Source organism: Novosphingobium sp. ES2-1 (assembly GCF_015169775.1).
GTDB classification, from domain to species: domain Bacteria; phylum Pseudomonadota; class Alphaproteobacteria; order Sphingomonadales; family Sphingomonadaceae; genus Novosphingobium; species Novosphingobium subterraneum.
Genome location: NZ_CP063445.1, coordinates 2211961 through 2225830 on the forward strand (window position 1 = coordinate 2211961; position 13870 = coordinate 2225830).

Genomic DNA, 13870 nt, shown 5'->3' on the forward strand with positions numbered 1-13870 from the left:
CCCCGGTCGCGACGAAAGGGACGGTGGCTGCGACCGGGTGCCAACGGTTCGGCGCAAGGTGGATTGCGCGGGTGCCGCGGCCGCGGGATGAAGCAGCGATAACATGAGGGTCTCGGGAATGAACGTGCGGATGATGTGCAGCGCGCTGGCGCTTGGGGTTGTGGCTCTGCCGGGCGTGGCGCTGGCCGACGATCCCCATGACCCGCAGATGCGCACGCAGGCCGCGCGCGAACGCGACCGGGCGATCATCCGCAAGCTCAACCAGCAGGAACTAGCCCGCGTGCGCGAGCGCGATGCCCGCTATGCGAAAGACTGGGCGGCGTGGCGCCAGCACAACGCCCGCAGTGGCCGTGGAGGCCGCGATGCCGACCGCGGCTATGCCCAGGCCCAGGACGATTACGAGCAGCGCATGGCCGAATGGCGCCGCGCGGTGGCGGCGTGCCGTGCGGGGCGCTACGAATACTGCGCGCGTTGATTGGGACGCGGTGGATCAGGGCACTGTCTGGCCAAGCAGTACGCCAGCCAGATCGTATCTCGCTCCGGACGAGAGAGGCTGCTGAATCAGCCAGTTAGCGCCGACTTCGTTGGCCGAAGGTCCATAGAAACGTCCATCGATAGTGCCGGTCGATCCACCGGAGTTGCCGCTGCCGACAAAGTGGACGCCGGTCAGCTTCGACGTGAAATCGTAGCTGCCGAAATCGACTGTCTGGCTGGTCCCGACCTGCTGACCTGATAGAGCCAGACGGGTCGTGATCGCGCCGGTCGCGAAGTTTGCGGCGAGATCGGCGGTGCCAATGACGTCGAACAGCTTGCGCAAGTTGTTGCTTCCAGTCTGCGCCCCGGTACCGTAGGCCAGCCCCCGGTAATTGGCTGATCCGGTACGCGGCATCGCGGTAGCCGCGGTTTCACTGCCGAACAGGAAAAAGACGCGACGATCGACGTCGGAGAGGAGTGACGTGGGATCGCTTGCCGGCGCGCCGCTATGATCGTTGATCGCAAAGCGCGCGAAGCTGGCATAAGACAACGGCAGTTCGTTCTGCCCGTATTTGTAGACATGGAGCGTGTTGGTGACCGCCCCTTGTGTGATCCGATAGACGTCGAACCTCGCGTTGCTTTCGGCAGCGATCTTCTCGGCTCCGGTAAACGTGTAGCGCACCGGATCAACGCTGTATTCGATGGTCGTGGTGAGGATCGAGTAAGTTGATTTGACCGGATTCCAGGTGATGGCCAGTTTCGCTGTTACCGGATCGAGATCGAATATCGAGTTTCTGGCCGCGCCGCCCAGCCCAGCCTTGCCGAGATCGCTGATCACTCCATAAGACCATGTTGACGGGGTAGCATAGGCAGACAGCGGATCCTGGCCACCAGAGAGGCTGGAATCCTTGACGCCGAGAATGGTGCCGGTGAATTGTCCTCCAGCGCCCTTGGCGGAGAAGGCAAGGCCAAGTTCGACGCCCTTCGGTCCGTAAAACGCGCCGGTGATTGCGCCGGTGCTTCGGTCCTGCGTGTAATTGATGGAAATCGAACCGCTGATGCTGTTCGTCGTGGACGACAAAGTGCCGGCGCCTGAGAAAGCGCCGCCCAAACGGTCTGGCTGATTTTCGGGATAGAAGCTTCCCTTATAGCTAACCGTGCCCGAGCCGAGATCTACGTTCAGCTTGCCGACGCCAAAGATTGCTCGCTCTGATTCAGCAAACGAGGTGCCGAACAGATCGAGGCGGTAAGATGCAGTCCCGGTTCGGACAAGCTCGGCATCGGGGGTCTGAAAGCCGAAGACCACGGAATCGATCTTGCTGACCGTTGGCGTTCCGGGCGTGATCCGCAACCATTCGGCACCCTGCACGTAGTCGTTCGCCGCGGTGACGTGATAATCGCTGCCACCGAGGTAGGAATTGTTGATGATGTCCGTGGACGGGAACGTCCCGGAAGCCTCCGGAACTGTCCAGCTATAGGTGTTGTCAGCCGGGTTCCGGCTGATCGAAACCGTGGCGATGCTCCGGGACGGCGCGGTTGCCGATATCTGTGTGCGAAAGCCGGTACCCTTGAATATCGTGGTCGAGGTCTGCGTCGAAAAAGATGCTGCCGCTGCCTGGTCGTTCCGGCGGCCGGTGATGGTGCCCGCGACAACCTCGCCAGAGCCGGTGATGGAACCGTCACTGGCACTCCACGCACCGCCGACTTCCGTAGCCGAGGGGCCAAAGAACTGGCCATTGATCGTGCCGGTGTAGCGTACGGTCGGACTCTGAATCGACACGCGACCGGTGTAGCTGTTGGCCGTCGATGACAGCCTGCCGTCCGCAACGAAGGATATCAGTGCCCCGCCTTCCTCAGCCATCGTGCCACTGGCAGCAAAGGCGCCAAGAGCGAAATCGATGGTGAAGGTGCCGTCGCCCACCATGGCGGTGAGCTTCCCGATATCGGTGCGCACACCGAGCATATCGACGTCGTACCGCGCTGCGCCGCTTCTGGGCAGTGAGGCATCGGGCGTTGTCACCCCATAGACGAAAGCGTCGACCGAACCGCGGATGCTGCCGTCGCCAACGGAGGTAGCGCGCTCCCAGTAACCGGCGCCGACATACTGGTATGTGAAGCGTCCGGAGGTGTCCGCCTTGGTCAACGTGAGTGTATCCTGCGAGGTGGCAGTCTTCTTCACATAGACGACGACGGCAGCATTGCCTTGGGCGGCATCGATGTCACCAGGACCGAACACCTGGGTCCGACCGGCTGCAGTTAACGTATATGTTCTGTTGGTGGCGTTATAGGCAAGCGTGATCGCGCCCGAGGTGGCCGACGTTTCAGTTGGCGGGGCACTGCTGGAGCTGAAGCGCCCGTCGGCTGTCCCGCGCTTACCTGTGAAGGTTTCACTTGCCAACGGGGCGATAAGATCCGGATTGCTAGTCGGCGTAGGCGTGGGGCTCGGCGTAGGCGTCGGAGTGGGCGTGGGCGTCGGCGTCGGAGTGGGAACAGGCGTTGGCGTGCTGCTCACACCGCCGCCACTACCACCGCCACATGAGGCCAGCAGGAGGGCGAGCGTTGTCGTGGCTGTTGTGGCGAAAATCTTGCGGTTCACGGCTGCCCCCGTTGCTGGCCCGAATCCCTGTATTCAGACACCAATTCGGAGGAAGAACTAGCCAGAACCGATGTTAATCGCGAACATCTATTTGGATCAATTGTGTGATTTTAATCACGTTTTGGAGACTTCTAGTCGTGGGACCGCGTGCGAGGAAGGCTCACCCCAACCCCTCCCGCTTTCCGGAGGGGGCAAAGAGGTTGGTTTTCGCCCTTTTCTGCAAGGCGCTGTCCCATTCGGGCCGCTCCACCAACCTGCGGATGCCCCCCACCTTGTTGAAAGCAGGGAACGGGCTCAGTTCTTCTTGCCGAACAAAGCGCCCTGAATGCTGAGCGTGGTGTCGGTGGTGCCATTGAGGAAGAAGGTGTAGCCAGCCTCGATCCCGCGCGGGCCGAAGAATGCACCACTGAAGGCGCCCGAAGCGTTGCTTCCCGAAAGCGTGCCGGTGAAGCCCGGGCCGGAACTGCTGATCGTGCCGGTGCCGTTGAAATTGCCAAACGAGGTGACCACGGTGCTATTGGGTGCCTTGCCCGCGAGCGTCAGGCTGGTGCTGACCGAATTGCTGCCGAAATTGGCCGAGAATGTGCCGGTCGATTCATCAATCAGGTAGTAGCCCTGCCCGCTTCTGGCGGCGAGCCCGACGACTTGGGTCGCATAAGTGGCGCTGCCGCTACGCGGCACATCGGTGGCCTGGGTGGGCACGCCGCCGACAAGGCTGTAAGATCGGTCCGCTCCCGGCTGATAATGCGTCCAGTTGCCGAACAGCGCGTAGCTGAGCTTCACACCGTTGATGCTGGGATTGGAGATTGAAAGAAAATCGACAGCGCCGTTGCCGGCAGGCTTCTGCCAGGTGACGGTCGTATCGTTACGATTGACGACCTGCGCGGGCGCAAATTCGACAACTAGGCCACTGCCGTTGTTGAGGTTGTAGGAATCGGTCGCGGCCGAATACCTGATCTCCACGCCTTGGCCGAAAGCAAGGGTGCTTTGGTTCCTGAGTTCCGGGCCGACGGGCACGCCGGTAATTCCGCCCGACTGGAAGGTCTGATCGCCGGACAGTTCGGCAAGCGTCTTGTATGTGACCGGCGGAGGCGTGGATGCCATGCCGCCGCCACCATCGCCACCGCCGCATGAGGCCAGCAAGGTTGCAAGCGAAAGGGTGGCGGTGGCGTTGCGCAGCGTCGTGATCATGTTGCCCTCTGTTGCTGCCCGAATCTCCGCACCGGGCAACCCGATGACTAGAACTAGAGGCAAACCCGTAAGGGCGCGAACGTAAAGACGGGCCAAGCATGTGATTTTCATCACAATCCTTGCGTGCGCAAAGGTGCATGATGGCTACTCTGAGGGGAAATTTCGTCGGTCAACTACGTAACTTTGTCGAAACCATACAATCGCGCGTGACGAAACTTTGCTAGGTCCTGCTAACCAAAGATAGGGTTTCAGGGCCACCAAGCATGAGCGCCGACCGTACATTGCCAGCAATTCCGGCAGCATCCGGCAACCCACCGGCGCAGAGCCTGTTCTGCCGCAGCGCTGGCGCGCGCGAGGATCGTCCGGCGATCTCGATGCGGGTGCGCGAGAGCTTTGCCGCCTATTTCGCAGCCGACTTTGCCGCCGCGATGACCGAGCATCGTCACGAAAACGACCAGATCGCCCCGACCGCGGCGTAAGACTTTTTACATCGCCAGCGCCATGTGGCCGGGCTCACCCAGCCAGCGCGCATCGAGATTCCAGACGCGGGCGATGACCTCCTGCGAGAGAGCATCGCGTGGCTTGCCCTGTCCAGCGATGCGGCCCCTGTCGAGCACGACCACGTGATGGGCATGGTTCATCGCCAGGGCGAGATCGTGGACGACGAGCACGACTCCCCTGCCCTCTTCCGCGAGCCCGCGCAGGCGCTGGATCAAGGCCTGCTGGTGGGCCAGATCGAGCGCGGCGAGCGGTTCGTCGGCCAGAATCCAGTGCGGCTTCGTGGCGAGCACCCGGGCAAGCAGGGCGCGGGCGCGCTCGCCCCCTGACAGGGTGGACAGCGAGCGCTCGGCCAGAGGTTCGAGCTGCATCGTCGCGATGGCCTGGGCGACGGCTTCGGCGTCCTCGGCGGGACTTGCGCGGTGCGGCAGGCGGCCAAGTCCGACGAGCGTGCGGACCGAGAGGTTCCACGCGACCTCGCCCGATTGCGGAAGATAGCCGATGCGGCGCGCGCGCTCCTGCGGCAGCATCTGCGCCAGCGGCTGGCTGGCAAGGGTGACGGTGCCGGTTGCGGGCTGGATCAGGCCGGCAAGCGCGGCAAGCAGCGTGGACTTGCCTGCACCGTTGGGACCGACAATGGCAGTGACACCGCCAGCTCGCAGTTGCGCGGTGACGCCCTGCAGGCGGTGGGGGATGGTCAGCCCAAGCGCTTCTAGCATCATGCCAGTTCCCTCCGCAGCTTGAGGAGCAGGCGCAGGAAGAACGGCGCGCCGGCAAGGCTGAGCGCTATGCCGAGGCGCAGCTCGCCGCCTTGCAGGGGAAGGACGCGGCACAGGCAATCGGCGACGAGCAGCAGCAGCGCTCCGGCCAGGGCGGAGGGGAGGAGCGTGGCCGAGGGGCGCTGGTCGGTGAACGGGCGGACGAAGTGCGGGACCATCAGGCCGACAAAACCGATCATGCCCGCCACCGCGACCCCGCTGCCGACGATCAGGCCGATGGCGACGATCATGATGCCAAGAAGGCGCGCAGGTTCGACTCCCAGAGAGCGGGCGGCGGCCTCGCCCAAGGCAAGGGCATCGAGCGCGGGGCCGGCGCGCCACAGGGCAGCGAGGCCCAGCACGGTCAGCGGGGCAGCCAGGCGCACCTCGTGCCAGCCGCGATCGGCCAGCGCCCCCATCAGCCAGGTGACGATCTCGGACAGGGCGAAGGGATTGGGCGAAAGGCTGATGGCGAGGCTGGTCATGGCCCCGGCAAGGCTGGCGATCATCATGCCCGCCAGCGTGAACAGTGCAATGCCGCCACTTCGCCCGGCGATCAGGGCAAGCAGGGCCATGGCTCCGGCGGCTCCGACGAGGGCGAAGAGCGGGAGCGTGAGCGCTTGCGTTTCGTAGCCGGTGTAGAACGAGAGGACCGCGCCGAGCGCTGCAGCCGGGGCGATGCCGAAGAGGCCGGGGTCGGCCAGCGGGTTGCGCAGGTAGCCTTGCATGGCCGCGCCGGCAGCGCCGAGGCCCCCGCCGAGCGTCAGGGCAAGAAGCGCGCGCGGCAGGCGCAATTCCATGAGGATCGCGGTGGCGTTGGGGACGGGGGCGCCGAAGGGGTCGATCCACACTTGCCCGGCGAGGAGCGAGAGCGGGAGGGCCAGTGCCAGGGCGGCGCAAAGGGAAATGACGGGGCGGGTCACCGCGAGTGCCCCTTCACCACCTTCGATGGTCCCCCTCCCCCTGCCGGGGAGGAATTGCGGACTTGCGCCAGCCTTTGCGCGGCGGCGATCAGGGTGGGGCCGCCGCAGTAGAGGAGTTTCGGATCGAGGCGCTCGCGGCGGGTGGACTTGAGCGCCTTCAGCGCGGGATGTGACAGGACGCGGTCGTCGCCTTTTCCGGTCTCGGCGCTCTGCCCGGCGACGAGGATCAGTTCGGGCGGGTCGGCCAGCATCTTTTCGAGCGGGAGCAGGTCGGCCTGGCCGAGCCCGCGGGCAGCGGCGAAATTGGTGTAGCCAGTGCGACGCAGGAGATCGGCGATCAGCGTTCCATCACCGGGGACCATGCCGCCCGACTGCCATACGACGGTCTCGACAGGGCGCACTCCGGCTGGCGGTGCTGCGGCGGCAAGTGCGGCGTCGATCCGGGCGATCAGCGCCTCGCCGCGCTCCGGATGGCCGGAGAGCGTGGCGATCTGGCGGATCTGCTCCTGGCTGGCCTCGATGGTGCTGGCCATGCCGAGGGTTTCGAGGCGCAGGCCAAGGCGCTGGTAGGCGCTGGCCGTGGCGGGGTCGATGAACGTGCTGCCGAGCACGAGATCGGGCTTGAGTGCCAGCACTTCCTCGACCGTGCCGCGCGTGGCCGGGAGGACGCTTGCGAGGCGCGCGTCCATCGAGGCGGAACGGGGGTCCTTGCTGTAGTGCGAAATGGCGAGGATCTGCGCCGGATCTGCCACTTCGGCGAGGATCGCGTCGGTGCAGGGATTGAGACTGACGATGGTCGGGTGCGCGGTTGCGCGGGATTCGGGAGTGGCCTTGCCTTGGGGGATGCAGCTGTTCAAGGCGGCGGCAGTGAGGAGGAGGGCCGTTCTGGCGAGGGGGGTTCGGGAGAACATGCCCTCCCCCACCCCCTCCCGCATGCGGGAGGGGAGCAGAAGGCGTTTCGCCAGCGAGACGAAACGCCTCGCCATCAGTACTTCGCGCGGATGCCGATATAGGCAGAGCGGCCCCAGGTGCCGTAGTCGGCGACGGTCTGGTAATTCACGTCGAACACGTTCTCGACACGGCCGTAGAGTTCCACCTTCTCGGTCAGGGGGAAGCTGGCGCGCACGGTGGTCAACGCGTAGCCATCGAGGCGGCGGGTGTTCGACGCGTTGTCAAAGCTGTCTCCGACGAGGCGCAAGTCGGCACCGAGGGTGAGGCCTGCGAGGGGAGATGTCCAGTCGCTCGAGAGGGTCAGCGCGTGGGCAGGACGGCGCGCGAGGTCCTTTCCGAAGTTGGCGGTGCCGCGCGTGCGGTTCTCGGTTTCGAGGTAGGTGTATGCGGCCTGCAGGTGGAGCGTGTCGGTAGGACGCGCGCCGAGTTCGGCTTCGACGCCCTGTGCGCGGGCAAGGCCGACGTTGTCGTAGAGGCCGAAAGGACGCGTGGCACAGGCGTTGAGGCTGGCGCAAGATACGAAGGTGATCAGGTTGCGGCTATCGCGGCGGAAGACCGTGACCGCAGCGTGAAGCTTGCCGTAGGGCGCGCCCCATTCGAGGCCGGCGTCGTAGCTCTTGCTGCGTTCGGGGTTGAGCGCGGCGTTGCCATAGTTTGAAAGCAGCTGGTAGAGCGTCGGGGCCTTGAAGCCCTCGCCATAGCTGGCGCGCAGGCGGAGGTTATCGACCAATTCGAACGCGCCGTTGGCACCGAAGGTCCAGGCCGTGCCGAACCGGCTGTGATCGTCAATGCGGACACCGGCGGCGAGGCTGGCGCGATCGCTGCTCCAGCCAAGCAGGGCGTGGCCCGAGGTGAGGTTGGCCTTGGCCTGTGCATCGAAAGTGCTCGAGAAGCGCGTCCATTCGCTGTCACCGCCGAAATCGAGCGTGAAATCGGCAGGCAGGTTGACGCGGCCCGTCAGGTCAACGCGCTCCGAGCGGCCCTTGTAGCCGTAGGACGGATCAGTGCCGAAGGTCGGGTCGTAGTAGTCGCGCTTGGTATCCGAGATCGCGAAGCCGGTGTTGAGCGTGAGATTGCTGCCGGTGAAGCGCAGTCCGATGCGGCCCGAGGCCTGTCGCGTGTCCTGATACTCAGGGGTATCGCCGAAGCTGTAGGTTGGCGGGGCGAAGCCGTCGATGTCGGTGCGGGTGTCGGCATAGCGGGCGGTGGCGACGATTGCGAGGTCTTGCGAGAGGTTGATGCGCCCGCGCCCGCCGACGCGCCACTGGCGGAAGCCATCGGGCTCGGTGCCGACCGCTGCGGCCGAGACGCCATCACTGCGGCTGTAGCCGCCGTTGACGGTGAGCGCACCGAAGTCTGACGCGATGCCTGCTGCAGCATCGGCGAGATAGCTGTCGTTCGCGCCCAGTTCGGCACTGGCTTCAATGCCGTTGAGATCGCGCGACTGGACCGCGATCACGCCGCCGATGGCCGCGCTGCCCCAGACGATGGAGTTGGAGCCGCGCAGCACGTCGATCCGCTCGACGCCGCCGGGGGTCAGCGTACCGAAGTCAAAGCCGCCCGAGGGGGCCGAGACGTCTTCGAGGCGAACGCCATCGACGAGGACGAGGACCTGCTCGGCATCCGAGCCGCGCAGACGCACGCCGGTGAAGCTGCCGGGGCCGCCGTTGCGGGTAATTGTCAGGCCGGGGACGCGTTCGAGGACGCGGGTGATGTCGGGACCCTGGATCGACTGGATTTCGTCGGCGGTGATGACGGTGACGGGCTGGCCGGTCTTGCTGAGCGGGGTTTCGCTGCCGGTGGCAATGACGGTGATGGTTGCCGGGTCGATCTTGTAGTCAGCGACAACGACATCGTCGGCCTCTTGCGCAAATGCCGGGGCGGCAAACGCGCCAAGAAATGCGGAAGCGGAAACGGAAAGCAGGTACTTCTTCACAGGACGCAACTCCGGCCACGAACGGTTGATGCCGTCCATGGCGAGAGGTGCGCTGGGCCATGAATCTGGCGCGCCTCGTCGCGTGCGCCCGGTACACCCCGCCCGGCCGCGGAACGACTACCATCGGCAGGTTTCCTGGCTCCCGGGTCATCGCCCGCTGCCCGCCTTCCCAGTACCGGGGATCGAATCCGGCACCAGTGGCATCACTGGACAGCGCGCTCTCCGGTTACAGTTGCGGGGGCAGCGCCGGATTGGAACCGGCTTCCCTCTTAGCCCGTGTTACCGGGCACCGTTGGCGTCGGCGCGGGGAACTAGCGGGAACTTTGCTGCGCTGCAAGAGGAACTACGTACTTGGGGGCAAGTCGGCGGTGGAGGTTAACCGGATCGCAGGAGCTTGTGCCGCATCGGGACAGCGGGAAATGCGGCCGTGCGCGAGGGGGCGCAAAAGGTTAGCGCAATTGAGGATTTTCAGGATTCAGCCCAGCCCCATGCCTCTCGAGCTTGCCTATCGCCCGATCGAACTGCCCGGCGTGGCAGCGACGGCTTATGGCGAGCAGCGTCCGCGCGATTTTGCGGCGCGGATCCGGCGCCGGGATATGCGCTCGATCCGTAACGCCTTGCGCGCGCCTTCGCTTATGCGGCAGCGGCTGGGCGGCGTGGCGATGTTCGGCGTGCTGGGTCTGCTGCTCGGGCCGACCGGGTGGGGCGAACCGGGCGGCGTTCAAGCGGCTGTCGCGCGCGCGCAGATGGCGGGACTGCAACCGTTTGAGCGCGGGGGTGACAGCTTTCCGGGCTCGGCGTTCTACTGGCTCGACACCAGCGACAGCGGGCTGATCGCGCCGACAGAAGCGCAGGCGAAATGGGACCAGAGCCATTCGGATGCCGAGATCCTCTCGGCCCGTCCGGTGTCGGCGGCCGGGTCGAGCGAGGACCGCTGGCGGGCTCTGCAGTGCCTGACCGCAGCAATCTATTATGAGGCGGCGAGCGAGCCTGACGGCGGGCAACGCGCGGTGGCGCAAGTGGTGCTCAACCGCGTGGCGCATCCGGCATGGCCGAACACGGTGTGCGGCGTAGTCTACCAGGGGTCGGAGCGGCCGGGGTGCCAGTTCTCGTTCGCGTGCGATGGCTCGCTGGCGCGCAAGCCGATGAAGGCATTCTGGGACCGGGCGCGGCGCGTGGCCGCCGATGCGCTGGCTGGGTACGTCTACGCGCCGGTGGGGCTGGCGACACACTATCATACGACGGCGGTGCATCCCTACTGGGCGCCGAGCCTTTCGTTCATCGGCACGATCGGGGCGCATCGCTTCTATCGCTGGGCAGGGGCAGCGGGGCGTCCGGCGGCGTTCACCGCGCGCTATCTCGGCGGCGAGCCGATTGCCGCGCCGCATCCGCGCACATGGACGCCCTCGCCCGTCGACATCGCCGATCCGCTGGCGCTGGAGAAGGCGTTCGAGGAAGGACGGATCGTGGCGCCGGGTGCTGCCGCGACACTTGCTCCGGTGGCGGCGGTTCCGCAAGCTGCGGCGCAGCAGAACCTCGTCCGCCCGCAAGTGCTGCCGGGGGTGAAGGCGGGCGCGACCAGCGCGCCGGTTTCGGGAAGCGGGTCGGTGCTGCCGGGGTACGAGAACGCCAACAAGTGGATCGCGCAGCCGGGGGCTTGAGCAGACGGTGAAGTCCGCTCATGCTGAGCTTGTGGAGACATCTGATGCTGCGCCTGCGTCCTTCGACAGGCTCAGGACGAGCGGGTTCGGGATTCCGCAGACCTGTTCCATTCCGCTCGTCGCAAAACCGTTTCAGGACGGATGGTTATTCGTTCCTTTACCGTGTCGTCACACACACTCTTAGCGCAGGTGGGTCTAGGGCGGGGTCGTGGAGAACGGCACCGATTGTCCCCGGCGCCGTCAGAGAGTTGAGGCACCATGCTGCGATTTGCCCCCCGTTACGGCATCATTTCCCCCTGTCTTTCGCGACGGATCCAGGCGCGGCACCTGCGGGCGGTAAACGACAATGGGGCAGGCTCGATCTGTCAGGATGAGGCGCTGGACGCCGCGCTGCGCCTGTTTGCCGCCCATGGCTTCTCGGCGGCGGCGCGCGCACGAGACGCTGCGGTCATTGCCGAACGCAGCGGCGAGCCGAGCCGCGTGGAATTCTGGGTCGAGGTCTGCGCGACGCTCGACCGGCGGATGGCGCGTGACTTCCTGAAGCGCAAGCGCAGCTGATCCGCGCAAGAGTTTGCGGAGAGGAAAAACAAAATGGAGCCCCGGCGGAGACGCCGGGGCTTTTTGCTGGTCGGATAGATTGCCCGCCGACGTTGCATTGCGAGGTTGCGCAACACCTCGGAAACAGACCTTTTGCTATTGCGAACTGATATCACAAAAACCCCGGATATAGCGGGTTTTCGCGGTTGCATTCGTGTGCGCGCGGGCCTAGGGCCCGATTCATTCTGCCAGAACCTTCCTGTCTCGCGGGGCACGGGAGGGACCTGGGCGAAAGCTCTGCTGGCATTTGTATGCTTGTCCCCGCGAACGGGAAAGGACCGTAGAGCATGGCACGCAAGAAGATCGCGCTTATCGGCGCAGGCAATATCGGGGGCACGCTGGCCCACCTCGCCGCCCAGAAGGAACTGGGTGACATCGTCCTGTTCGACGTGGTCGAAGGCGTGCCGCAGGGCAAGGCGCTCGACCTTTCGCAGTGCGGCCCGGTCGAAGGCTTCGACGCCAAGATCACCGGCACCAACGACTATGCCGACATTGCCGGTGCCGACGTGATCATCGTGACCGCAGGCGTTGCCCGCAAGCCGGGCATGAGCCGCGACGACCTGCTCGGCATCAACCTCAAGGTGATGAAGGCTGTTGGCGAAGGCATCCGTGACAACGCGCCCGACGCTTTCGTCATCTGCATCACCAACCCGCTCGACGCGATGGTCTGGGCGCTGCGCGAATTCTCCGGCCTGCCGCACAACAAGGTCGTCGGCATGGCCGGCGTGCTCGACTCGGCGCGCTTCAGCACGTTCCTCGCCTGGGAATTCGGCGTCTCGATCCGCGACGTGAACACGTTCGTGCTTGGTGGCCACGGCGACACCATGGTGCCCGTCACCCAGTACTCGACGGTCAACGGCATTCCGGTGCCCGACCTCGTCAAGATGGGCCTGTCCACCCAGGAGAAGATCGACGCGATCGTGCAGCGCACCCGTTCGGGCGGCGGCGAGATCGTCGGCCTGCTCAAGACCGGCTCGGCGTTCTACGCCCCGGCCGCTTCGGGCATCGCCATGGCCGAAGCCTACCTCAATGACCAGAAGCGCATCCTGCCCTGCGCTGCCTACGTCGATGGCCAGTACGGCGTTGACGGCCTCTACGTTGGCGTGCCGGTGCTGATCGGCGCGAACGGCGTTGAGCAGGTGATCGAGATCGAGCTGGACGACGAAGCCAAGTCGAACCTCCAGGTCTCGGTCGACGCGGTCAAGGAACTGCTGGAAGCCTGCAAGGGCATCGATAGCTCGCTGGCTTAATTTGGTAGGATGACGTGCGCCCCCGCGCAGGCGGGGGCCTCAGTCGGTTTACGCAGGTGTTGCGTAACAACACCGAGGTCCCCGCCTTCGCGGGGACGCAATATCCGGAAGTGATTGATGTCCATTCTCGTCGACAAGAACACCAAGGTCATCACGCAGGGGATGACCGGCAAGACCGGCAGCTTCCACACGCAGGCTGCGCTTGACTACGGCACGCAGATGGTTGGCGGCGTGACCCCCGGCAAGGGCGGCACGACCCACATCGGCCTGCCGCAGTTCGATACCGTGGCCGAGGCCAAGGCCGTCACCGGTGCGACCGCTTCGTGCGTCTACGTGCCGCCTTCGGGCTGCGCCGACGCCATCCTCGAGGCGATCGATGCCGAGATGGAACTGATCGTGGCGATCACCGAGGGCGTGCCCGTGCTCGACATGGTCAAGGTCAAGCGCGCGCTGTCGGGTTCGAAGAGCCGCCTGATCGGTCCGAACTGCCCCGGCGTGCTGACGCCCAACCAGTGCAAGATCGGCATCATGCCCGGTTCGATCTTCAAGGAAGGCTCGGTCGGCGTGGTCTCGCGCTCGGGCACGCTGACCTATGAGGCGGTGTTCCAGACCTCGGCCATCGGCCTTGGCCAGACCACCGCTGTCGGCATCGGCGGCGACCCGGTCAACGGCACCAACTTCATCGACGTGCTCGAACTGTTCCTGGCCGACGAAGCCACCAAGTCGATCATCATGATCGGCGAGATCGGCGGCGATGCCGAGGAGCAGGCCGCACAGTTCCTGATCGACGAGGCCAAGCGTGGCCGCAAGAAGCCGATGGCCGGCTTCATCGCGGGCCGCACCGCGCCTCCGGGCCGCCGCATGGGCCATGCCGGCGCCATCGTCTCGGGCGGCAAGGGCGATGCTGAAAGCAAGATCGCGGCCATGGAAGCCGCCGGCATCAAGGTCTCCGCCTCGCCCTCGCTGCTGGGTGAGACGCTGGCCGAGGTGCTGAAGGGCTGAGGCCAAAAGCTACCGCCCGGATAGGTTACCTTG

At 65.3% G+C, this 13870-nt stretch carries 12 protein-coding genes and 1 riboswitch; of the genes, 6 read left to right on the forward strand and 6 right to left on the reverse strand.

The window, feature by feature from the left end; all coding sequences use genetic code 11:
* The first annotated feature begins 103 nt into the window (after window positions 1-103).
* Window positions 104-475, forward strand: coding sequence for a hypothetical protein (locus tag IM701_RS10715; protein WP_193826942.1), 372 nt, complete (start codon window positions 104-106; stop codon window positions 473-475).
* 15 nt (window positions 476-490) lie between these two features.
* On the opposite strand, the gene IM701_RS10720 is transcribed toward IM701_RS10715, so the two are convergent.
* Window positions 491-3070, reverse strand: coding sequence for a transferrin-binding protein-like solute binding protein (locus IM701_RS10720; protein WP_193826943.1), 2580 nt, complete (start codon window positions 3068-3070; stop codon window positions 491-493).
* A 294-nt stretch (window positions 3071-3364) separates the two neighbouring features.
* Window positions 3365-4261, reverse strand: a complete 897-nt coding sequence (locus tag IM701_RS10725; RefSeq protein ID WP_193826944.1) for a hypothetical protein — start codon at window positions 4259-4261, stop codon at window positions 3365-3367.
* Window positions 4262-4524: 263 nt separating this feature from the next.
* Here IM701_RS10725 and IM701_RS10730 point away from each other — a divergent pair, with 263 nt between their 5' ends.
* Window positions 4525-4740: a hypothetical protein gene (locus IM701_RS10730; protein WP_039337394.1), complete on the forward strand. Its 216-nt coding sequence runs from the start codon at window positions 4525-4527 to the stop codon at window positions 4738-4740.
* 6 nt (window positions 4741-4746) lie between these two features.
* On the opposite strand, the gene IM701_RS10735 is transcribed toward IM701_RS10730, so the two are convergent.
* From IM701_RS10735 to IM701_RS10750, 4 genes are all read right to left on the reverse strand, one after another.
* On the reverse strand, window positions 4747-5478 hold the full coding sequence (locus IM701_RS10735) for an ABC transporter ATP-binding protein (RefSeq protein ID WP_193828423.1): 732 nt from the start codon (window positions 5476-5478) through the stop codon (window positions 4747-4749).
* On the reverse strand, window positions 5478-6440 hold the full coding sequence (locus tag IM701_RS10740) for an iron ABC transporter permease (protein ID WP_193826945.1): 963 nt from the start codon (window positions 6438-6440) through the stop codon (window positions 5478-5480). The genes IM701_RS10735 and IM701_RS10740 overlap by 1 nt, the downstream gene beginning before the upstream one ends.
* Entirely contained in the window at window positions 6437-7351 is a 915-nt protein-coding gene (locus IM701_RS10745; protein ID WP_230487671.1) for an ABC transporter substrate-binding protein, read from the reverse strand. Before IM701_RS10745 ends, IM701_RS10740 begins: the two co-directional genes overlap by 4 nt.
* Window positions 7352-7425: 74 nt before the next feature.
* Window positions 7426-9366, reverse strand: a complete 1941-nt coding sequence (locus tag IM701_RS10750; protein ID WP_230487672.1) for a TonB-dependent siderophore receptor — start codon at window positions 9364-9366, stop codon at window positions 7426-7428.
* Between the two features lie 68 nt (window positions 9367-9434).
* A riboswitch (cobalamin riboswitch) is annotated at window positions 9435-9636 on the reverse strand.
* Between the two features lie 179 nt (window positions 9637-9815).
* Between IM701_RS10750 and IM701_RS10755 the strand changes: the two genes are divergently transcribed.
* The 4 genes from IM701_RS10755 (at window position 9816) to sucD (ending at window position 13837) form a co-directional block, all read left to right on the forward strand.
* Window positions 9816-10988, forward strand: a complete 1173-nt coding sequence (locus IM701_RS10755; RefSeq protein WP_193826946.1) for a cell wall hydrolase — start codon at window positions 9816-9818, stop codon at window positions 10986-10988.
* A gap of 258 nt (window positions 10989-11246) precedes the next feature.
* The gene (locus IM701_RS10760) at window positions 11247-11546 is read left to right on the forward strand and encodes a hypothetical protein (RefSeq protein WP_039337386.1); all 300 of its coding nucleotides are present in this window, start codon (window positions 11247-11249) and stop codon (window positions 11544-11546) included.
* A gap of 326 nt (window positions 11547-11872) precedes the next feature.
* Window positions 11873-12835: a malate dehydrogenase gene (mdh, locus tag IM701_RS10765; protein WP_039337385.1), complete on the forward strand. Its 963-nt coding sequence runs from the start codon at window positions 11873-11875 to the stop codon at window positions 12833-12835.
* Between the two features lie 117 nt (window positions 12836-12952).
* Window positions 12953-13837 (forward strand): succinate--CoA ligase subunit alpha, encoded by an 885-nt coding sequence (gene sucD / locus IM701_RS10770; protein ID WP_062343955.1) that lies wholly within the window; start codon window positions 12953-12955, stop codon window positions 13835-13837.
* Window positions 13838-13870: the final 33 nt, after the last annotated feature.

Excerpts from the sequence above, each read along its gene's own strand:
- IM701_RS10715 (WP_193826942.1), top strand. The coding sequence starts at position 104 with ATGAGGGTCTCGGGAATGAACGTGCGGATGATGTGCAGCGCGCTGGCG.
- IM701_RS10725 (WP_193826944.1), bottom strand. The coding sequence starts at position 4,261 with ATGATCACGACGCTGCGCAACGCCACCGCCACCCTTTCGCTTGCAACC.
- IM701_RS10730 (WP_039337394.1), top strand. The coding sequence starts at position 4,525 with ATGAGCGCCGACCGTACATTGCCAGCAATTCCGGCAGCATCCGGCAAC.
- IM701_RS10735 (WP_193828423.1), bottom strand. The coding sequence starts at position 5,478 with ATGCTAGAAGCGCTTGGGCTGACCATCCCCCACCGCCTGCAGGGCGTC.
- IM701_RS10745 (WP_230487671.1), bottom strand. The coding sequence starts at position 7,351 with ATGTTCTCCCGAACCCCCCTCGCCAGAACGGCCCTCCTCCTCACTGCC.
- IM701_RS10750 (WP_230487672.1), bottom strand. The coding sequence starts at position 9,366 with ATGGACGGCATCAACCGTTCGTGGCCGGAGTTGCGTCCTGTGAAGAAG.
- IM701_RS10755 (WP_193826946.1), top strand. The coding sequence starts at position 9,816 with ATGCCTCTCGAGCTTGCCTATCGCCCGATCGAACTGCCCGGCGTGGCA.
- IM701_RS10760 (WP_039337386.1), top strand. The coding sequence starts at position 11,247 with ATGCTGCGATTTGCCCCCCGTTACGGCATCATTTCCCCCTGTCTTTCG.
- mdh (WP_039337385.1), top strand. The coding sequence starts at position 11,873 with ATGGCACGCAAGAAGATCGCGCTTATCGGCGCAGGCAATATCGGGGGC.
- sucD (WP_062343955.1), top strand. The coding sequence starts at position 12,953 with ATGTCCATTCTCGTCGACAAGAACACCAAGGTCATCACGCAGGGGATG.